This is a genomic window from Sphingobacterium kitahiroshimense (assembly GCF_025961315.1).
GTDB classification, from domain to species: domain Bacteria; phylum Bacteroidota; class Bacteroidia; order Sphingobacteriales; family Sphingobacteriaceae; genus Sphingobacterium; species Sphingobacterium anhuiense.
On the sequence record NZ_JAOQNK010000001.1, the window covers coordinates 6,158,141 to 6,178,298 of the forward strand.

The 20,158-nt window shown below is 36.1% G+C and carries 19 protein-coding genes; 8 read left to right on the forward strand and 11 right to left on the reverse strand.

Annotated elements, in window-relative coordinates; genetic code table 11:
- Window positions 1–38: 38 nt before the first annotated feature.
- From M2265_RS26235 to M2265_RS26270, 8 genes are all read right to left on the reverse strand, one after another.
- Entirely contained in the window at window positions 39–260 is a 222-nt protein-coding gene (locus M2265_RS26235) for a hypothetical protein (protein ID WP_132773569.1), read from the reverse strand.
- Window positions 261–362: 102 nt separating this feature from the next.
- Entirely contained in the window at window positions 363–803 is a 441-nt protein-coding gene (locus M2265_RS26240; protein ID WP_132773571.1) for a MepB family protein, read from the reverse strand.
- A gap of 322 nt (window positions 804–1,125) precedes the next feature.
- A complete protein-coding gene (locus M2265_RS26245; RefSeq protein WP_132773573.1) occupies window positions 1,126–2,391 on the reverse strand; it encodes a hypothetical protein in 1,266 nt (421 codons plus the stop codon).
- 6 nt (window positions 2,392–2,397) lie between these two features.
- Complete coding sequence (locus M2265_RS26250; protein WP_132773574.1) at window positions 2,398–4,410, reverse strand: hypothetical protein; 2,013 nt, start codon at window positions 4,408–4,410, stop codon at window positions 2,398–2,400.
- A gap of 4 nt (window positions 4,411–4,414) precedes the next feature.
- Complete coding sequence (locus tag M2265_RS26255) at window positions 4,415–5,101, reverse strand: hypothetical protein (RefSeq protein ID WP_031288690.1); 687 nt, start codon at window positions 5,099–5,101, stop codon at window positions 4,415–4,417.
- Between the two features lie 171 nt (window positions 5,102–5,272).
- A complete protein-coding gene (locus M2265_RS26260; protein ID WP_132773576.1) occupies window positions 5,273–5,902 on the reverse strand; it encodes a response regulator in 630 nt (209 codons plus the stop codon).
- A 5-nt stretch (window positions 5,903–5,907) separates the two neighbouring features.
- Entirely contained in the window at window positions 5,908–8,160 is a 2,253-nt protein-coding gene (locus tag M2265_RS26265; protein WP_132773577.1) for a sensor histidine kinase, read from the reverse strand.
- A gap of 150 nt (window positions 8,161–8,310) precedes the next feature.
- Window positions 8,311–9,663: a WG repeat-containing protein gene (locus M2265_RS26270; RefSeq protein ID WP_132773578.1), complete on the reverse strand. Its 1,353-nt coding sequence runs from the start codon at window positions 9,661–9,663 to the stop codon at window positions 8,311–8,313.
- Window positions 9,664–9,968: 305 nt separating this feature from the next.
- Here M2265_RS26270 and M2265_RS26275 point away from each other — a divergent pair, with 305 nt between their 5' ends.
- The 7 genes from M2265_RS26275 (at window position 9,969) to M2265_RS26305 (ending at window position 16,189) form a co-directional block, all read left to right on the forward strand.
- Window positions 9,969–10,463 (forward strand): hypothetical protein, encoded by a 495-nt coding sequence (locus M2265_RS26275; protein ID WP_132773580.1) that lies wholly within the window; start codon window positions 9,969–9,971, stop codon window positions 10,461–10,463.
- 32 nt (window positions 10,464–10,495) lie between these two features.
- Window positions 10,496–12,007: an NAD(P)H-hydrate dehydratase gene (locus tag M2265_RS26280; protein ID WP_132773581.1), complete on the forward strand. Its 1,512-nt coding sequence runs from the start codon at window positions 10,496–10,498 to the stop codon at window positions 12,005–12,007.
- Between the two features lie 125 nt (window positions 12,008–12,132).
- The gene (locus M2265_RS26285) at window positions 12,133–12,657 is read left to right on the forward strand and encodes a DinB family protein (protein ID WP_132773583.1); all 525 of its coding nucleotides are present in this window, start codon (window positions 12,133–12,135) and stop codon (window positions 12,655–12,657) included.
- A 1-nt stretch (window position 12,658) separates the two neighbouring features.
- Window positions 12,659–13,432 carry an alpha/beta fold hydrolase gene (locus M2265_RS26290; RefSeq protein WP_132773584.1) on the forward strand — a complete coding sequence of 258 codons (774 nt, stop codon included), beginning with the start codon at window positions 12,659–12,661 and terminating at the stop codon, window positions 13,430–13,432.
- Between the two features lie 191 nt (window positions 13,433–13,623).
- Complete coding sequence (locus M2265_RS26295) at window positions 13,624–14,427, forward strand: hypothetical protein (RefSeq protein ID WP_165905984.1); 804 nt, start codon at window positions 13,624–13,626, stop codon at window positions 14,425–14,427.
- 230 nt (window positions 14,428–14,657) lie between these two features.
- Entirely contained in the window at window positions 14,658–15,050 is a 393-nt protein-coding gene (locus M2265_RS26300; protein ID WP_021190678.1) for a VOC family protein, read from the forward strand.
- 170 nt (window positions 15,051–15,220) lie between these two features.
- A complete protein-coding gene (locus M2265_RS26305) occupies window positions 15,221–16,189 on the forward strand; it encodes an ROK family protein (protein ID WP_132773587.1) in 969 nt (322 codons plus the stop codon).
- Window positions 16,190–16,285: 96 nt separating this feature from the next.
- Here M2265_RS26305 and M2265_RS26310 read toward each other — a convergent pair whose 3' ends face one another.
- The gene (locus M2265_RS26310; RefSeq protein WP_207902510.1) at window positions 16,286–16,852 is read right to left on the reverse strand and encodes an alpha-ketoglutarate-dependent dioxygenase AlkB family protein; all 567 of its coding nucleotides are present in this window, start codon (window positions 16,850–16,852) and stop codon (window positions 16,286–16,288) included.
- A gap of 321 nt (window positions 16,853–17,173) precedes the next feature.
- On the opposite strand from M2265_RS26310, the gene M2265_RS26315 reads away from it, so the two are divergent.
- A complete protein-coding gene (locus M2265_RS26315; RefSeq protein WP_165905985.1) occupies window positions 17,174–17,395 on the forward strand; it encodes a helix-turn-helix domain-containing protein in 222 nt (73 codons plus the stop codon).
- Between the two features lie 69 nt (window positions 17,396–17,464).
- Here M2265_RS26315 and M2265_RS26320 read toward each other — a convergent pair whose 3' ends face one another.
- Together M2265_RS26320 and M2265_RS26325 are read right to left on the reverse strand one after the other, a co-directional pair.
- Window positions 17,465–18,319, reverse strand: coding sequence for an endonuclease/exonuclease/phosphatase family protein (locus tag M2265_RS26320; protein ID WP_132773591.1), 855 nt, complete (start codon window positions 18,317–18,319; stop codon window positions 17,465–17,467).
- Between the two features lie 44 nt (window positions 18,320–18,363).
- Window positions 18,364–20,133 carry a RagB/SusD family nutrient uptake outer membrane protein gene (locus M2265_RS26325; RefSeq protein ID WP_132773592.1) on the reverse strand — a complete coding sequence of 590 codons (1,770 nt, stop codon included), beginning with the start codon at window positions 20,131–20,133 and terminating at the stop codon, window positions 18,364–18,366.
- Between the last annotated feature and the right edge of the window lie 25 nt (window positions 20,134–20,158).

Sequence of the window (20,158 nt, forward strand, 5' to 3'; positions counted from 1 at the left end):
CCCTTTTATTTATAAAAATTATAAAGTATTATGGAATACTAATTTTTGTTCTTCATTAAATTCATTTCGAGTATAACCTGTTCTAAGGTCTCTTCATTAACAATAGGTATATGTTGTATTTTTACCATACTTTGCAGTTTTGTATCATTGTCGAGTAAATGAAAATTAGATCTCACAAAAGGATGAGCATTTGGTTTTTTAGAATCCTTATTTTCATTCATAATGGAATGATTTCTATTTTTATTTCGAAATGGATGCATAATGATTCGATTATGTCTGTAATTGGTATTTACAATTTACATAAAATAAATGAAAAGTACAATAGATTGGAATCTTGAAAATAATTTTTTAAAATTACCCCATCATAAGGTTAATAGTTGTTTAGCTTTTTTTAAGTCAACTTCTTCACCTGCAAGAATCTCTATAAAGTATAATTTTTGCCAAAGTTGTGTTTGTTTAGCCTGTTTATTCTCGGCGATATCCCAATTTGGATAGACTCTAAAACCTCGTTTACCAGCTTTACATTCACCTCTCAAGATACCATGTTTTAACAGAATGCTTCTAGGGAATATAAACAATCCAAAATCATTATCTTTTCGGGTAGCTATTATATAAAAATCAATAGGGTTACTGCCTGCATACGGAGTCGTAATTCCAGCTGCATCCCTATACCGTAAGGTAACGAATTGACCAATCTTTTTAGGTGTTATCTTGGCTTTCCTATACTTAATTTTCAAATGGTCTAGATCAAAATTTTGAGCATCATATTCTTGACTTTCTCGTTCATATTTTCTATGTGCCATTGTTAATCCACAGGGCTGAAAAATAAATGTATTGATGAGCTGAATCTCCGTAGGGGTAAGGGTAATATCTTGCAATGTGATGTATATAATAATTTAAAAAGCTTATTTATATGAAACGGATTATGCATTTGAAGAATTGCTTGAACATGGTAAGCAGTTTCAAACTTTGTTAAAACTTGTATTGTTGCAAATATAAAGAGACTTGTGCAGATCTTTTTAAAGCGAGTGATATTAGCATAGTATATAACCTTAGATATAACAAAAAACAGACAGTATTTTTAAGTACTGTCTGTTTTCATGAAACCAAATATGACTATTAGTATTAGTAGGTGATTTCTCCCTTTATAGCAAGTTTATTTTTATCCATAAGAGTAGTTGTCATTGTAGCGCTGACTTTGCTCTGTTTTAATTTACTAAACGGATATATTGTCCACTTTTCTGGCCATGCATTAAAATCAATAAAGAAGTAAAAAGGGTGTTGAGTTCTTTCATTTTGAATCCGATCAGGAGATCGTTCAGAAGTTGTATTTAACAAGTATGAATCGATATGTGCTTTATGAAATTGATAAAACATTTTTCCAGGAAGGGACGCAGCTAATGGCTCGTTATATTTCCAGGTATGTACAATATAAGGAACAGCAATCTCTGTTACTTTTATTTCTTCTATAGCATTAAAATCATCATCATATGCATATGCAATCGAGGTATCTTTTTGGATGACACTATCGGTTTTAATCTCTAAATCCAAATAATTAGCATAATTCTTCTTTAACTGTTCCTGATTGAATCCTGTATACTTGCTCATAATCTGGGATAACAAAGGAAGATCATTTAGCGACAATAAACTCCATAAGGTAACAATTTGATTAGCTGTATCTATCTTTCTTACCTGAAGGTTCTGTTCTATACTTTCAGATAACAACCACTGTCCAGTAATGTCTGTCTTATGTTTCGTAACAGTAGCTTCAGCCATTAAACTTCTGTCTTTTAGGGCATAACCAATATGTTTTTTGGTCAAAGCATGTTCAAAGCCTTTAAAAGAACCGATCTGTACCCATGCATCCTGATTTTTTAACAGTGCATGGAGCTCACTAAAATCCGAATTAGGATCAAGTCCAATCGAATAAACAAGATGATTATGATCAAACAGTACTTTAATATGTTTTGCTATATTAACACTGACAATACCTTGTTTTTTATCTACAAAATTAATTGCCTTCGGATATTGGTTTGCAAAAAAAGAAAAACAATCATCATAGTTCGATACAGCTAATATTCCGCAGAATTGATTTTTCTGTGTATCAGTACTAAATAAAAACAGACGGGCTGGAATAGATATTCCTGAATTCCATACGATTTTTTTTATCAAGTCTTCACCACCTTCTATTCCTGTAGAACGGGTATCAAAGCTCAAGAGCTGAGATACATTATCCAACACTAAGTCATCAACAGCAATGGAGAGAATACCGGTACTTGATTGACTGACATATTGTTTTTCAATCCTATTTTTACGGACAGTATAAGTCACCCATAGGAACGATATAAGTATAAGTAATAGCGAGCAGATGATAATTGTAATCCTTTTCATGTACAATTAATTAGCGATTTTACTATCCATGTTCTGCATGATATGTTTTAAAATATACTGTAATGCATTTTTATCCTCTTTTGGCAATTCTATAGAAAGTTCACCAGAGAATTGACGATTTTTTAACGTACTTCCTTTTAATTGAATATCGCCGTAAGTCGATAGGTCTTTCATTGTTTGTTGCAATGAAGCAGTTACTGGTACTTCTAGTTTATGGACTACTTCAGGAATAGCATTTGCGTGAACAACCAAATTGAATGGGTTAGCAAGTAAATCCTTTTTCACTTTTGCATTTTTAGTACCTTTAAAACGGTTTTGTTCAATAGAAGTTAATTGTTGTACATCACTACCCACAAATACAAGATCTTCCTTGAAAAGGATATAGATTGGTTTTATATTTTTCTGCTCAGCAATTTTGTAAATACCATTTTCCAAAGTTACTTCTTGTTTTTTTACAGCGAAGTCAAGTGTACGTTTATACAATCTTTGATCTTGAGAAGTAAACATCCATAAGAAATTAGGTACATACTCATCTTTCATTTTCGTAATTTCTTTGTAATTGTAATCATCATCATACTCATAGGTTACATACTCTTTATTAACCTTTTGAAGATCATTTAAGAAAAAAGCATGGTCACCTTTCATCACTTTACCGATTGCTTTCTCATCTAGTGCAATTTCTAAAGCTGTAGCGCCAATGGTGACAACGTCACTATATTCGCCTGCAATGGGAGCATACCAACGATTCACAAGGGCTGGCAGTTGTTTTAGATAAGCTTCCGTATTAATATTTACGGCCGCATATGCCAAATGGTTTTCAGGGATATATTTTGCAAATTTCTTGTTGATTTTACCATTGTACAACGGTTTGAAAATCTTTGCCATTTCAGCATCGACTCCCAAAGTTCCAGTAAACTTAATCGTATGCTGATCCTGGATTAAATCAAATGTACCTTCCTCATATCCATATTTAAATTTATCCATATCAATACCATAGGCCAATTTTAACACATCATAAGGCAATGCACCTTGATATAATTTATCTACATTGGGCACCCAGAGACGAATCAGATGTTTGTTATCTGTTAATTTGATCGCTTTATTGTTTGCCATATTGCTCTTAGGATCTAAGTAGCCATTAAAGTCATTTGCAAGCCATGTTCCAAATAATTTATTTTTAATAGAATCATTTTTAGCTTCTCGAGCTTGATTTAGAAGATAAAGTGAGTCCGACTCCAAATCGTAAGCCTCTACTGTGTCTACTGAATCATCCCATTGATCTGCGGATATGGCTATAGTCGAATCAACAACAGCTTCAACGGCCTCCATTTCAGCTTCGCTTATTTCTTCTAATACGTTCACGGTATCAGGTAAAATTTCCTCTTCACTCTCAAAAGTTTCTTCTTCCATAGCCTCCACAGCTTCTTCAGCAGCAGCTGTAGCTGCGGTTGCCGCATCACCTAATGCTTCATTATAGGTCCAGGTGTCCGTCGCATAAGAGCCAAGATCTAAGCCGTAACGGTCTGCTACATCTTTCATTTGAAAATACTGACTGTGTACATCACCTGTGAGAATAAACATTGTTTCTGAATTCCAGGCAACCTGTGTTTTACCATCTTTGGAAACTCTTCTTTCATATCCATTATATATTGGAAGAACTTCATATTGTGAAAACATATGTTGTTTGACCTGATGGTTTGCTTTCAGGGGAAGTAAAATTCCAATGTAGTGTAAACTATCGGTATTTGCACGGTAAACATAAGCCTGTTTATCTAGATTAAAGTCCAGCTCTTTTAGGTTTTTGATTGGAAAATCCATGTTTTTGGCCTGTTCAAATGCACCTAGTTTAGTTAGTGTTTCGTTTAGCAGTTCCATAGAACTTTGTTCTACGATAGCTTTATTATTAATAGAAACAACAAAGTCGGCATGAGCCGGTATTTTGCTGGTCAGTTCTTGAGCTGTAGCCTCCATTCCTGCAAAAGCAGATAATGCTAACAAGGGTAAGAATTTAATATTCATGTAGTTATTTGTTATTTAAAGTGATGGTATTGGCTAATGAAACTTTGCCACTAGCAAGATCTGTAGCCTTTAACTTAAGTAGAACAGCTTTTGCAGAACTGGATATTTTTGCTGAAGCATGTTTTTGTGATTTGACCGTTTTATCAAAACGTATAATCTGTGTGTAAAAGGCATCATTAAAATATTTGCGGTCAGTTTCAGATATACGGGCATACTCTTTACTTAAAGTAGGAGAGTGTGTATATGTTCTGGTAAAGGTTCCAGTTTTAGCATCGTAGGAATAATTATTATTATTACCTAGGGCACTTTTAAAATGAGTTCCAAGCGCTTTACTAAAATTATTCAGAGCATTTACGGAAGCGAAATTGCAGGAGACAGTTGCAATATAATTGTTAAAATCTAAATTATATTGCACCTGACTTATACCTGGGGTATTTTTTAAAATACGGATCATGTCCTCGGTTTCACTCTTTATCTTCTCTTTTGTCGGAATTTGAATGCCATTTACACTTTTTAATTTCATCAGAGAGGCCACTTTAGTACTACTTTTACTAAGGTTGAGTGTAGCTTTAATACTGCCAGAACCATTGGCATTTAGATTGATATCTTCGATAAAGTCAAAGCAACTTGTCAATAAACTGCAACAGCAGATTAAGATTATTAATCGCGAAAACGACTTAAGTTTTATCATTTTTTATTGTTTTAAAGGATTTGCTATTATTCCTGCTAATTACCGTGCCATCATCGTACGGCATCAGATTTTCTTTCTAGGTTTTTAGCAATTTTACGTCTACTCAAAGCTAGAGATTAGAAGCAATTTCTACAATCCCCGAAACTAGTGGTTTTACCAATCAAAGTTCTACTATTGACGAATCAATCCATATTCTAACGCTAATTTAATTGCAGAACTAAGATTTTTTGCGTCAAATTTCTCAATCAAATTTTTACGGTGACTTTCCACAGTATGCGGACTAATAAATAGTTTTTCTGCGATTTGCCCCGTTGTTAATCCCAAAGATGCCTCAGTTAGTACTTCCTTTTCCCTACGGGTCAATTTTGGAACACTTTTGAGTTCATCTTTTGATTTTCTTTCAACAATATTTTTGGTTTGAGAACATAGAAATTTGTTTCCTTTTATAACCTGTTCAACTCCGGCAACAATCTCTTCCACAGAAGCATTTTTTTGAATATAACCTTGGGCCCCCTCTTGCAGTACACTATTGATAACAGCATATTCGTTATGTACACTGATTACTATAATACGCATTTGAGGATACTTGGACCGTAACGGTTTGATCAGCTCAATACTATTGGCATCAGGAAGATTAATATCCAGTAAAAGCACATCAACAGGCCCATCCGAAAGCGCTTTATGCATGGTTGATGCATCAGGATAACAACCCACTACTTCTAACATATCTTCCTTAGAAAGGATATTTTTCAATCCTTCCGAAAGCAAAGGATGATCATCTGTAATTGCTATTTTAATCATTTATTTTATTTTTTTGGAAATATAATTTCAACACTTGTCCCCACATCTTTTTCCGACTGTATAGTAAATTTCCCTTTAAGGAAATCGATCCGCGATTGTATATTATGAAGGCCTGCTGAGTGATTACCCTTAACCTGATCAATATCAAATCCTTTTCCATCATCTTCAACAGTGATGGTGTAATAATCAGCTTCTTCTACAATTTGAATGATAATTTGTTTGGGGTCAGCATGTTTTATTGCGTTATTAACCAACTCCTGGATTACCCGATAAACAAGTAATTGTTCATCTTTTGTAAGTTGATTCGAATAATGTAAAAATTGTACATCAATATCCAATTCTACATTGGACATACGAACAGCGTAATCTTGTAATGCTTCCTCAAGACCATATCTATTTAGCAAATCGGGCATCAGATTATGAGCTACGCGTCTTAGCTCTTCTACAGCAGTATCCAATTGCAGAAGAGATTTTTGCATATCATTTTTCATTGGGCTATCCACTTTATTTGTCAATTGAGATAAACTGATTTTTGTGGTGGATAAGAGGCCTCCTAGTCCATCATGAAGGTCCCTGGCCAATCGTCCTCGTTCCTGTTCCTGACCATCAAGCATAGCAGTTAATATTGATATTTTTGAATTCTGACGTTCCTTATCTAAAGAGAAATTGTACAGTTCCTTATTTTGACGCATACTTTTGGATCGCTGTTTATATGCGTATAGCATTAATAGTAGAACCAGTAAAAAAAACAAGATCAAAGCCACATAATATTTATTTATTTTCTCTTTATAAGAAATCTCATTTTTGAAACTGAGGATGTCCTGAGCACGATTTTGTGTCTCTAAACGAGATAGCTTAAGTTCCTGGGTTCTTTTTTCAGATTCAAGCTGTGTGAGCTCAAGTTCTTTTCGCTGATTTTCTTCATGCAACTTCAAATTCTCATATTGCTGTTTTTGCTGCAGACTGACGGTATGCAGCAAACGGAGCTGCTGTTCTTTTTTATCCGTTTCCAGTTGCATTCTGATAAGTTGTTGTTGCTGTCTTTCTTTATCAAACTGTGCTTCTAGTCGTTTACCCAATTCCAATTGTTCTTGATTGTATATGGATTTAAATGTTTCCATATAAACTTTATGGTAACGTATGGCTTCAGCAAGATTATTCTCCTGTTCCGCAATTTCAGAGAGATTCTCGTAAATACTGAGGATGATGTTCTGATCCGGAACACTGCTTTTAGTAATCTCCATAAGTGCCGACAACAAATAGGCTTTAGCACGCTCAGGTTTTTTGTTTTTCAGTGCGATCTCCGCCATTATACCGTAAGCAGACGCAACATGCGTGTATTGTTGAGTCGCTGCTCCCTGCTTTAGGGCGAGCTCAGCATATTGAATTGCCTGATCTTGATAAGAATCAGGAAAAAAACTAAAGTAGAGGTAAGCTAGATTATTAGCAACAAAAGATAGATTAGATGGGAAGGGGATTGTAGCCTTATTTTTGTTATACGTATTAATAGCTAAGAGGTAATACTTTTCTGCCTGATCTCGTAATTTGTGGTTAGTATCGTTCTTTATGTACTGTTGTTCATACATATACCCCATGAGCATATAAGCGTCAAATATAGCAATGGGATCATTTTGTTGAATAGCAAGATCTAAAGCAAGTAGACTATATTTCTCCTGTAGCTGATGCTCATTCCAATTCGCATAAATTGAAGTTAGCTCCTTGTAAGTTGTAGATTTACGGCTATTAAGTGTACGGGATGGGGGAGCCTGATCAAAATAGCGGATCGCACGTAGAAAACTTCTAACAGCTTCACCTTCTTTATTATTTCTGGTATATAGCCATCCTTCACAATAACTTATATAACCCTTGATCTCTACATCTTTAGATTTGCTAGCAAACTCTTTTGCCTTATCAAAACTACTTTTAGATTCTTTTATACGCTCGCTGATTCTATAATTCATAGCCTCAATCGCATAAAGATTAGCCGCATATTTTCCATCTGGTAAGCGACTTGCTATCTGGATATTATCTTTAAGGATTTGACCGGCCTTAACTTCTTGTTGATTGAAAAATAAGGCAGTTGCATATTTGCCGGCAACTATTAATCTTTCTGGATTCGTAACAGATACTTTATCATATTGTTCCTTTAGTTTATCTAGCACTTCCTGAGCAGAAGAAAAGTTAAATAAAAAACACAAGATTAATAGAAGCAGAGTTTCTCTCGATTTATTGGTAAAATATAGTGCACTCTTCTTCATTTGCATTCATTCTGGACCTGTTATATAGGAGACTAAGATATCATTTTTTATAAACAATGTATAGATCGAAACATTAAAATAGTTGTTTAAACTCCATAAATGCAAGAAAACTCCCATATTTAGTAAAATAAATATGGGAGTTTTCTCATATTATTCAGCCTCTACAGCAGCAACCTCTAGACCTTTAGTATCAATATAATATATGTTTTCACCAGCTTCATCTTCCGAGACAATGGCTACACCATTATCAAACGCAAGTGCTGTTGAAAATTTAAAAGGAATAATTGTTTTACCTTTTTCATCAATGTATCCATACTTACCATTTTTCATCGCTAAGAAAATATTTCCTTCATCAGGTAAAGCCATATATTCATATCCTCCGGCTATTTTTTTATTATCTTTAATAGAGAGTAAAGAATAAGAAGTATCCTCGAACGTAATAAAATAGTCTTTATTTCTCATGAAAATGTGTTCATGTACTGCTGGTATGATCACCTGCTCCTTCTCATTCATAAAACCGCTTTTATCATTTTTCATGAATTGGATCAGCCCATTTTCCGGAAAACTCACCATCTCATATGTTGCGTTAATCAAAACGCTTCCATCAGCACGTAATAAACCGTATTTATCTTGTGCACCGTACATGAATGTTTTGGAGTCGTCAGAATAGTTTAGAAAATCGTGTTGTAGCGTAATAATTTCTTGACCGGCTAAGTTGATCGCTCCAAATTTATCCTCTGCATTGTTTACTATAGATATGTCTCCATCAAAAGGTGCTATAAAAGTATACTTAGGTTGAAAAAAAACTTGATCATTCTCATCTTTTAGTCCATATAAATCTCCGGTTTCATTAGTGAAAATATAGCGATTATCAGCAACTTGAAGATCACCATATCCTATTGCACTATCAGCTTGCATTTCCGTATAACTTTCTGGAATTTCGAATAGCTCTTGAGTCAATTCCTCAGAGTCGATCTTTTTTGCAATGTAGCCATCTCCCGATACCGTAATTGACAATGGTGCCCCAGGTAAAGTTTCTAAGAAATTGAATTCCGCCCAAGATAAATTAGGGATCTGCTCAGTATAATAAACCGCAAGTTTTACATCCTCGCCAGACTCCTCATCAGTTCCTATATTAATTATTGCTAGTTTACATGTATATCCCGCTATTTTTTTCTCTTGGCCTTTTATGTATTCGATCTGGATATCACTGTAATCATTTTTGGTACCGTCTTGTAGCATCAAGTACTCTTGAGAGTTAGGAACTAAAATAAATGATTTTAATTTTTTCTTATCTTTTATCTCGATGTGACTTTCATCCTGCGTATAAGCGATGCGCATATAATCCTGATTCACCCAAGCTCTTAATTGCGTATCATCCAGCTGTCCATTGTTTTCTCCCGATTTTATTCCGTAATCGATACGAAAAAACTTGTTGGATTGAGCTAGGGCACTTAAGCTCATTAAGCACACTGTTGCTAGTGTTAGTGTTATTCTCTTCATGATATTAATGTAATTCTAACACAAAAGTCATGATAGTTTTTTACCATTTTTATCCCTGATAACAGCCATTTGCAAAACATGAATAGGGATTATTTTCGTTATCATAAACAGCTCTTGACCATCTCCTCATGTATTGATCACCTAAGCATGAAGTTTATTTGTTTATTTTGGAGCGCTTTAATTTTTTCGATTTCTAAATATAAATGGTTGTTTTTTAACTTGAAATAGAGAAAATCTAAACAATAAGAGGATGTAATTTGTTTAAAAGTTGTACAGATTATTTCAAGCGACCAGATGTGAGACATATGCGCATACCTTTACTACTTTTTTTCATTGCAACTTTTGTAAATGCCAACCCCCAGCAGTTAAAGCAGGTATCGCAGGAAGAAGCGATTCTGACGAACATTGTTTTCATGCGTACCGAGGGATTACTTATGACCCAACTGATAGAGCAAAAGTCAAAGAATAAAAAAGTGCTTTCCGCAATTAAGCGAGCCAAACGTTACTACACAGAGACCCAGCCTATGCTACTAGAAGTTATAAAAGGTAAAGCACTTGCCCTAGATCAAAAACAGTTCGATTACATTTCTCAAGAAGCTGAAAAAAAATTCCAAAATTACGACATCAAAAATGAAGGTCATTGGATTAAACTCTATCAAAATCACATTCAAAACTGTATACGCTCCTATAGTCTACTTTTGCAAGATAGAGAATGGGCAAGTGTTACCTATTTTTCATTTTATGCACTCCCAGAATTGATTAATCTCGATCAGGAATTTATAAAATTAAACATTAAATAAATACAAGTATATTTAGCGTATATCTGGATCAAATGAAAATTCTTACCGCAAAACAAATGATGAACGCAGATGTACTGACCTGCAACGAACAACAAATTACAAGCTTAGATTTAATGGAAAGAGCTTCCCAAACGGTCTTTGCTGCATTAAAGATCAAGTACCCATATCTCCCAAAACAACATTTCACCATCATCTGCGGAAAAGGAAATAACGGCGGAGATGGATTGGTATTAGCACGTTTATTAGATGCACATTTAGCCAATGTGATGGTATATGTCCTAAAATCCGAAATTTACGCGCCTGATAATAGCCGCAATCAGGCAAGATTATCCGCGGCGCAAATTCATTTTTTTAACGAAACAGATCAGTTACAAATCCCGGATAATACCATTGTTATAGATTGTCTGTTCGGATATGGACTGCGAGAAGAATTAGACGGAAAATGGGCTTATATCTGCAAGCAGATCAATGAAGCTGATGTTCCTGTATATGCCATTGATATGCCTTCAGGCTTATTGGCAGATAGACCAACATCGATTACTGCTCCTGTGATTCATGCAGATTTGGTATATACTTTCCAAATGCCTAAGCTCGCATTATTAATGCCTCAGAACCAAGTTTTTTATGATGATTTTCAAATACTGGACATTCAATTGAGTAAAAATGCTATTGAAAAAGAAAATTCCGATTTGATTTATGTGGAAAAAGGGTTAATACTCAAATACTATAGAAAAAGGAAAAAATTTGAACATAAAGGCAATTTTGGACATAGCATGATCATAGGGGGAAGCAAGGGAAAAATGGGGTCTGTCCAGCTGGCACTAAAAGCAGCTTTGCGAAGTGGCTGTGGTTTAGCTACCGCCTTTGTACCTGCTTGCGGGCATATCATTATCCAGACTGCTGTGCCCGAAGCTATGGTCTTATTAGATGACCATAATGATGTGATAACCACCATGCCCGACTTAGCAAATTATCAGGCTGTTGGCATTGGAGTAGGAATGGGAACCGCAGCAGAAACAAGTGTAGCCTGGATAGATTACATAAGTAGAGGAATCCAAACGCCATTGATTATAGATGCTGACGGTTTAAATATGATGTCAAAAAATCCCGAATTATGGAACTTTATACCGAAAAACACCATTCTGACTCCACATCCAAAAGAACTGAATCGGATTATAGGATCGTGGATGGACGATTGGGATAAATTAGAAAAAGTAAAAGAATTTGCAAGTAAATATCAGGTCAATATATTGATAAAAGGAGCAAATAGTGCAATGGTGATGAGCGACGGTAAGATCTACTTGAATAGTACAGGAAATGTAGGAATGGCAACAGGGGGTAGCGGCGATGTATTAACAGGGATTATAACCGCATTGCTTGGACAGGGATATCCTGCAAACGAAGCGTTAATCATGGGTGTATATTTACATGGAAAGGCAGCAGATTTGGCAGTTAAGACCATCGGTACTTATAGTCTTCTTCCCTCAGATATTATTCAGTATTTACCACAAGCGTTTCTTGAATTAGAACTTGCGACACTATAAACCAGTCCAAGACTTAAATGGCAGACGATAGTTTGTTTTCTTGTCATAGGGCAAGGGGACTTTATGATCTATTGTTTATTTTTGATTAAACAGATGGTAGTTAACCATCACTAAATCAATAAACAATGGATAAGCCAAAATCAACAAAACTAGAAGTGATTATTCCCGCTTATAGAATGCATACACAGACTTTTTTAAGTGTGTTATCTGGGATATCTGAAGTGGATGCCAAGAAGCGGATCGATGGACGAACGAATCATATTATTTGGATGGCCGGCAACTTTGTCAATGTACGTTACGGAATAGCAAACATTTTAGGTTTGGAAGAAACAGATCCCTATAACGATTTGTTTTATATGGGAAAGACATTAGATGAACAATTTCAATACCCGACTCTAGCCGATCTCATTGCTAGTTTTCATAAAATCTCTCCTAAAGTTTACCGGAGTTTATTGGCCGTCAATGATGAACAATTGTCTGAATTATTTCCGATTGGAATGAATATCCCCTTTGTTACAGAAGATAAACTCAATTTTATCGGAATGTGTATAGGTAGGCAGGATTATATTGGCGGGCAGATGGCATTGATGAGACGTATCCTTAATTATTCGAGTATGAGTTACGGTGTAGATGACAAGATCACATATTAGCATGGAAGCACATGTAACAGGATACCTAGAGGTAAACGGAATTCGCCTGTATCATGAAATTTATGGAACAGGTGAACCTTTGGTTTTGATTCATGGAGGGGCGGGTTCTATACAGTTTGATTTTAGAGAAACGATTATCCGGTTACAAGAACGCTTTTTGCTGATCGGCATTGATCTGCAAAATCACGGACGCTCAGATCATAGGGAAGAACCTGAAACTTTTGAACAGGATGCAAAGGATATTGTCGCATTATTGGATCTGTTGGGAATACCTAAAGCCTCTTTTTTTGGATTTAGCAATGGTGCTACGACTGCCTTAGAGATAGCAAAGATTTACCCAGATCGCGTCGTGAAGATCGTAGCAGCCTCTGGAGTTTATAAAAGAAATGGCCTGATACCAGGTTTCTTTCAAGCAATGGAACAGGCAACAATTGATAATATGCCGACCTATCTGAAAGAGAACTTTCTGAAACTAAATTCGAATATAGATGAGTTGCATAATATGTTTCAAAAAGACAGTCAGCGGATGATCCATTTTGAAGACTGGAAAGATCGTGATATGCAGCATATTAAAAATCCTGTTCTGCTCATTTATGGAGATCGAGATGTTGTTACAGTCACACATGCCGCAACCATCAGTCATTTGCTCCCTGATGCAAGATTATGCATACTTCCTGCCACCCACGGCGGGTATATGATGGCCGATGAATCAGGGATAGTAGATGAAGAATTAATCACATTTACGGTATTACAGATCGCAAGATTTTTAGAATAATTTACATGTTCCTGGGTCAATTTAAATACAACGTTTACAGTTTGTTAGGGTCATTAGGTAATTAATAAAGTGAAATATAGGTTATAGGGCTACTTTATTTTTAAATATTTGTAATATCTTAGAGTATCACAGACGAAACTTTCAAAGTTTATCGCGCTAAGAACCCATTACTAAATTAACCCATATTGAAAATGAAGATGTACAAATCATTTATTCCGCTCTGCACTGCTTTATTCTTGTCAGCTTGTTCTTCAAATTACCTGATGACTGTTAATACCACCAATACGATTAAAGAAAAAGACCAAGGAACTTTCTTATACACAAATGACACTTTGGCTGTTCAATACTCTTTTGCGGGGAAGGATGGTAAAGTATATGTTAAGGTTGAAAATAAATTAGATTATCCAATCATGTGGAACTTAAAAAATTCTGCACTAGTAATCAACGGAAAGGCCCTTAGTTACGCTAACAACCAGATAGATTTAAAAGGTAAAGTGAATCAGAATGTTTCCGCTTTTAGTGAGGATATTATTCATGGATATTTTAACGGCACAGCAACATTACCTAAAGATATGTTATTAATACCACCTCATGCGTTTGTCGATGGAAGGTTTTTTGATCTTCGCGATGATGTAAAGAAATCGGTATCCCAAGCAAAAAAAGAAAAAGTTGTGCGGTATGGCATGAACGGTGGAACATATAATGTACAACAAGCCAAGTTTAACATACAGGATTCGCCTTATATCCTGAGCAGTTTTTTGAGCTATTCTGTGTTGAATAATGGCGAGGTTACTTTCAGAACTACAGAACAAAAATTTTATGCTGAAACATTATTTCAGACTGGTACATCATTAAATAATGTACTTGAGTATTATACAAAACAAGGTGATCTAATGGCTTATAAGAAAGTAAAAGGTGAAAATGCTTTGCTGTTAGGAGGGGTGGTGGCTTTAGGTGCAGCAGCAGGAGCACTTGACAATAGTAGAACCGATTAAGCTGTAATTGAACTATAAAAAGCCTTGATCACTTCGACAAGGCTTTTTTATTTTTTATCGTATTTTAATAAGGTTTACTGACATACTGTTGTCATTAACAGACCTATTTTTGTGTTAGCTAAAACACAGTAAGGCGACGAACTTGTCTATTTCCAGTAACTTGATACAACGTCAAATTGATATAGCGAAAATAAAAACGGTAAAATTTTGAAGAAACAAAACAGTTAAAAATGATCAAATTTAAATATACTATCTTATATGTGTCCGATGTGACACGGGCCATTCAGTTTTATGAACAAGTATTTGGCTTTGTACGAAAATTTATAACACCTGAAAATGACTACGGTGAATTAATAACAGGAGAAACCACCATTTCATTTGCCAAACACAGTTTAGCACAGACTAATTTGAGTGCAGGATATCAGGAAAGTTCTCGTTTAGCGAAACCTTTTGGAATAGAATTGGGCGTTATCACGGATAATGTTGAAGATCTAGTAGACAAAGTATGGGAGTATAATGGAATTATTGTTGAACAGCCTACAGTCAAGCCTTGGGGACAGACCGTTTCATATGTGAGAGATTTAGATGGTTTTCTAATTGAATTATGTACTCCGTTACCTTAACCAGAAACTTTTTTGTAAAAATATATATCCGTTTATTATCGAGTAGCGATGCCTTTTTAGTGCATTTTTCTCTCCATAAAGCACACATTAAGATCGATTAAGTATTTTTAAATAGCGCATTTATACATTTTTTTTTATAGTTTTAGCGATTTAGCATATTAAACAGAGAAATGGCGTTAACAAACTTGTCAAGACGAGTCGCTCTCGGAATCGATATTGGTGGAACCAATACGAAATTCGGAGTGGTAAATCATCGCGGGGAAGTTCTAGAAAAAGGATCCCTAAGAACAGATGAATATAAGAAAATAGAAGATTTTATTGATGCATTATATCTTCAGGTTTCTCCACTTATCGAGAAATACGGTACAGTGAAAAACTTTGATGGAATTGGTCTCGGTGTACCTAACGGTAATTACTATACAGGTACGGTAGAATTAGCTCCTAATTTACCTTGGAAAGGTGTAATTCCTTTTGCCGAACTTATGGAAAATAAATTTGGTATGGAGTGTACCATTACCAACGATGCGAATGCGGCAGCTTTGGGAGAGATGCTTTTCGGAGCAGCACGTGGTATGAAAGATTTTATCATGATTACTTTAGGAACAGGTGTAGGAAGCGGAATCGTTGCCAATGGAAATGTAATCTATGGACATGATGGTTTTGCGGGAGAGTTAGGACATACCATTGTAAAACCAGGAGGTAGAAAACACTGGAGTACAGGTTCGGAAGGAAGTCTGGAAGCCTATGCATCTGCTACCGGCATAGCCATTACAGCGAAGAAAATGAGAGCAGAATTTCCAAGTTCTATGCTCAATCAATATCCAGAAGAATCAATCAATTCTAAAACAGTTTACGAGTGTGCCATAAAAGAAGATCCAATTGCTATTGAAGTATTCCGCTATACAGGACAGAAGCTGGGTGAAGCATTAGCTAATTTTGTGATGTTTTCATCTCCTGAGGCGATCTTATTGTTTGGCGGAGTTATTCAAGCCGGAGACTTTATTCTCAAACCTGCAAAATTACATATGGAAAGAAACCTACTTCCCATCTTTAGAGATAAAGTGAGATTGGTATTTAGTGAGCTTCCTGAAGCAGATGCCGCTATTTTAGGTGCAAGTGCACTCGTTTGGGAACAATAAAAGAAAATAAAACTCGTCTTTTAAGACGATCGTTTTCATAAACAGTGTCCGGTTGATGGATTTTAATGTAAATTAAATTTTAACAGCCGGACACTCCTATAAAGCCACATCGTCACGAGTATTAGCACGGCAGACCATTCTAAAGGTCAGATTTATTCTGGGCAGAATTTGTCGAGCTGTTTTAGGTACCTGGTGCTGCCAGCAACTGTTTGTCGTACCAGCCATCAGCAGGAAAGATCCATGATGCAGAGGAATTTCGATCTGCTTTATATCCTTTAGAAATTTATGACGCAGTCGGAATAAACGTGTTTCCCCAAAACTGAGCGATGCAATCACAGGATTAGGACCAGACTTATCAGTATGATCACTATGCCACGCAACACCATCTTTCCCGTTACGGTAGAGGTTGAGCAAAACAGCATTAAAGCTTAAACCAGTTTCTTTTTCCACTCGTTTTCGGATGGCTAATAGTGCTGTGGTCCAGTCAGGACCTGCGGGATCAGCACCCAAATTGCTTTTATCCTCATACCAAGCGATCATGCGTGGCGCTTTAACTGTTTTATCAAAGATCTCCATTTCATATTCGCGCCATTTCGTATTATGGAGCAAAGTATTGTAGTAATGGTCCGATTCTTCCTTTGAAAAAAAAGAATCAATTAGCATGAGTTCCGTATCAGGTAGATCGAATACAACCTTACCTCCATGGCCAGGTGCGAATATTTCAGTGTCATTAAATAAATTCATCGTATATGTTTTAGTAAAGTGGTAACAGTCAATAGGTGTTTTCTTCATTTACTATAAACTTTAGAGTCTCCAATTGTACGTTTTTTGGTTATCAAAAACAGCAGCTGGCTCTTCGGATTTATATATAGTAACGTTCCTATTATGCTTATTAAAATATGATACAACAAAAATACTAATTATATTAGTATTTTTATTAAATTTGAAGCTATAAATATTAGCAGTATGATGTTGTCAAAAAACTTGAAGTATTTAAGAGCACAAAAAGGGATATCACAGCGCGAGATAGCAGCAGACTTAACCATTACACGCGCTAGGTACGCGAAGTACGAGGAAGCCCTCTCAGAGCCTCCGATAGAAGTCTTATTGAAATTATGTCAATATCATCAGATCAGTATCGATACACTGATTACGGTAGATTTGAAGAATTTGAATCAAAAAACAGAGCTAATTGAAAATAGTTAGAATAATTTATATCGCAAAAAAGCCGTACTATTTTTTAGGTAGTACAGCTTTTTAGCTTAAAATGTATCATTAGAGTTCCAGTACAGTAAGTAGAGGGAAATGGTCTGAAGGAAATTTACCGGAATAAGTATCTGTCAAAATTCCCCATTTATGACCTTTGAAGTGTTTGGATACAAAAATATGATCAATGATTGTATTATGAACAGGGAATTTTTCACCTGTCCGAAAACCATTGGAGCTTCCATTTAAAGCATAGGGCATGCTTACCATATGATAAGTATCTTTCAATAAATCAGATGTCGCTAAACTCTTATACCATTCAGAATTGCTATCGCCATTAAAATCACCCATAAGTATAACTGGCTGTTCTTTTGCGATTTCAGTAATCTTTTTTAATATTAACAAGCTCGATTCTTTGCGGGCTAATATTCCGCGATGGTCGTAATGAGCATTGAAGAGGAAGAACGACTTTTTAGAATCTTTATCTTTTAGCTGTATCCAAGTACATATTCTGATGTTGGATGGCGCGTCCCATCCTAGACTCGGTCTATCTGGAGTTTCAGATAACCAAAAGTCGCCTTTACTGACCAGCTCAAAACGGTCCTTTTTATAATAAATTGCCGCATGCTCGCCCGCAGCTTTACCGTCATCTCGTCCTAGTCCATAACGTTCAAATTGAGGGAGTTGCTTACTAAGATCATCCAATTGATTCTTTAATGCTTCTTGTGTCCCAAAGATATCAAATTCATGAAATTGGATTAATTGCGCGATCGGAGTCACTCTGTTTTGCCAGCGGTCCAGACTATCATTAGGCGTATCATAGCGAAGATTATACGTCGCCACGCGCATTTTTTGAGCCTGAGCAGTTAATGTAACTGCCGAAATCATGAGGCAGAGCATGGTTTTGATATAGCCTGTTTTCATATTTTTTCTAAATATTCATATTACTAGGTTAAGTAGCAGACCTACTATTGCCAGAAAGGATAATTTTTCAAACTTTTGTTTAAAACAATCGCATTGCTTGGTATTGGATAGTAGTACTGTCTGCCGTCATCATACCAGGTACGTGTTTGCGCTTTAAACCACTCCAGATGTTTATCTGCAGTTAACGTCTGGTAGTTAGTCGCTGGTCCACCAATAGCTATTTTTGCAACTTTGGCGCCAACCGTTACCGAAGGACCTTTATTATTGCCGTCATAGAAGATAACATCTACAGTGCCGTCGCGATCCAGATCCATCGGTTTGTCCAATTCCGGAATATAGATACCGGACCATTCTAAAGAAGCCATGATATGACCCGCATTCCATCTTTTTAGATCATTAAATCTAAAACCTTCAAGCGCCAGTTCAACTTGTCTTTCACGTCTTATTTCTAGCAGTACAGGGTTGTCGATATCTTTAAAGAATTTTTCTTTGATGTAAGTATCAATCACTGTCGGTAATTGCGAGGTACCTCCTGTAATACCTGCACGCGAACGTAGTGCACCAATAGTTTTTTGCCAGTCGCCATCTGTAATTTCACCCAATTCAGCACGTGCCTCAGCATAATTAAGCAGTACTTCTGCATAGCGCATCAATGGAATAGCATTCGTATTTAGCTGTCCATTATCATATTTACTTTCATCAAGTGTATATTTTATTGGCTGATAACCTGTGTACGAATAACCATTAAAATTTGGTGCTGCTGGTTTTCCATCTATTTTATAGCCTGGGGTACGGATCAGCTGAGATAAGCGGTAATCTCTATTTTGACACTCATCATAAAACTCTTGTGTATTGTACCCCGTTCTATTCGTATACGGTGTACCATCTCGGTTTAATATCGTATTGATAAACGGTCTTACAAAACTATAACGTGGGCCATAAGTCGGAGAAGTCCAATACCAGTTCGCAGAACTTAGGATGGCCAGGTTCTTATTAAAAGCAATAGCTAGCATGACCTCTTGAGTAACTGCAGCATCACTGACAAAAAGCTGACGTTGCGATAGTTCGGGACCTCTAGCGGTATAGATACTGTGCGGTCCCTTTGTCATCAGTTCCTGAGCGGCATCCACCACCTGTTTATAATATTTGTTTGCAGTTGATGCTAAGCCCAGCTCAGTATGGTATTTACGAAATGAAGCTTCAAAAAGTGCAATTCTTGTTTTCAGTCCCAGAGCAGTCCATTTCGTGATCTCCGAACCGTCTGTAGAGGAGCTGGTCTGTATATTCGCGTAGGCATAATCCAGATCTGCCAAGATATGATCCATCACTACAGTACGGTCTCCGCGGTCCCCATATAAGATATCGTTGTCAGTAATTGAAAGAGCCTTATCCACCCAGGGTACATCGCCGAAACGAGTGACCATTTTATAGTAAAAGTATGCTCTAAAAAAGCGAGCAACACCATTGTAATGGTTACGACTTGTTTCCGATACGTTTGACCGGTTATTGCTTGCTAAAAAATGATTGATATTTCTAAGGTTCTTCCAATCCCATCCAGAACTTGTCTGTGCCGTATAGGCATTCAATTTTAAAAAATTGTCGAGGTTATTGACAGCGCCATAATCAGACATCTGGTCCAATCTGTAGGCATCAGAAGAAGAAGGCAGATCATTGTAAAATGAGATCGAATAGCGACGGAGTCCTCCCTCGGTTCCAAATACGTCTTCTTCTAAGGCTGACGATTCCGGAAATTCATTTAGCTCACAGCTGTTGCATAAAGCCAGTATACTTAATAAATAGAATATCTTTTTCATGTGTGTTTTTTCTTAATCGTTGCAT

Excerpts from the sequence above, each read along its gene's own strand:
- M2265_RS26320 (WP_132773591.1), bottom strand. The coding sequence starts at position 18,319 with ATGAAAACAGGCTATATCAAAACCATGCTCTGCCTCATGATTTCGGCA.
- M2265_RS26290 (WP_132773584.1), top strand. The coding sequence starts at position 12,659 with ATGGAAGCACATGTAACAGGATACCTAGAGGTAAACGGAATTCGCCTG.
- M2265_RS26270 (WP_132773578.1), bottom strand. The coding sequence starts at position 9,663 with ATGAAGAGAATAACACTAACACTAGCAACAGTGTGCTTAATGAGCTTA.
- M2265_RS26295 (WP_165905984.1), top strand. The coding sequence starts at position 13,624 with ATGAAGATGTACAAATCATTTATTCCGCTCTGCACTGCTTTATTCTTG.
- M2265_RS26275 (WP_132773580.1), top strand. The coding sequence starts at position 9,969 with ATGCGCATACCTTTACTACTTTTTTTCATTGCAACTTTTGTAAATGCC.
- M2265_RS26285 (WP_132773583.1), top strand. The coding sequence starts at position 12,133 with ATGGATAAGCCAAAATCAACAAAACTAGAAGTGATTATTCCCGCTTAT.
- M2265_RS26305 (WP_132773587.1), top strand. The coding sequence starts at position 15,221 with ATGGCGTTAACAAACTTGTCAAGACGAGTCGCTCTCGGAATCGATATT.
- M2265_RS26245 (WP_132773573.1), bottom strand. The coding sequence starts at position 2,391 with ATGAAAAGGATTACAATTATCATCTGCTCGCTATTACTTATACTTATA.
- M2265_RS26250 (WP_132773574.1), bottom strand. The coding sequence starts at position 4,410 with ATGAATATTAAATTCTTACCCTTGTTAGCATTATCTGCTTTTGCAGGA.
- M2265_RS26280 (WP_132773581.1), top strand. The coding sequence starts at position 10,496 with ATGAAAATTCTTACCGCAAAACAAATGATGAACGCAGATGTACTGACC.
- M2265_RS26260 (WP_132773576.1), bottom strand. The coding sequence starts at position 5,902 with ATGATTAAAATAGCAATTACAGATGATCATCCTTTGCTTTCGGAAGGA.
- M2265_RS26325 (WP_132773592.1), bottom strand. The coding sequence starts at position 20,133 with ATGAAAAAGATATTCTATTTATTAAGTATACTGGCTTTATGCAACAGC.
- M2265_RS26300 (WP_021190678.1), top strand. The coding sequence starts at position 14,658 with ATGATCAAATTTAAATATACTATCTTATATGTGTCCGATGTGACACGG.
- M2265_RS26255 (WP_031288690.1), bottom strand. The coding sequence starts at position 5,101 with ATGATAAAACTTAAGTCGTTTTCGCGATTAATAATCTTAATCTGCTGT.
- M2265_RS26265 (WP_132773577.1), bottom strand. The coding sequence starts at position 8,160 with ATGAAGAAGAGTGCACTATATTTTACCAATAAATCGAGAGAAACTCTG.
- M2265_RS26235 (WP_132773569.1), bottom strand. The coding sequence starts at position 260 with ATGCATCCATTTCGAAATAAAAATAGAAATCATTCCATTATGAATGAA.
- M2265_RS26240 (WP_132773571.1), bottom strand. The coding sequence starts at position 803 with ATGGCACATAGAAAATATGAACGAGAAAGTCAAGAATATGATGCTCAA.
- M2265_RS26310 (WP_207902510.1), bottom strand. The coding sequence starts at position 16,852 with ATGCTAATTGATTCTTTTTTTTCAAAGGAAGAATCGGACCATTACTAC.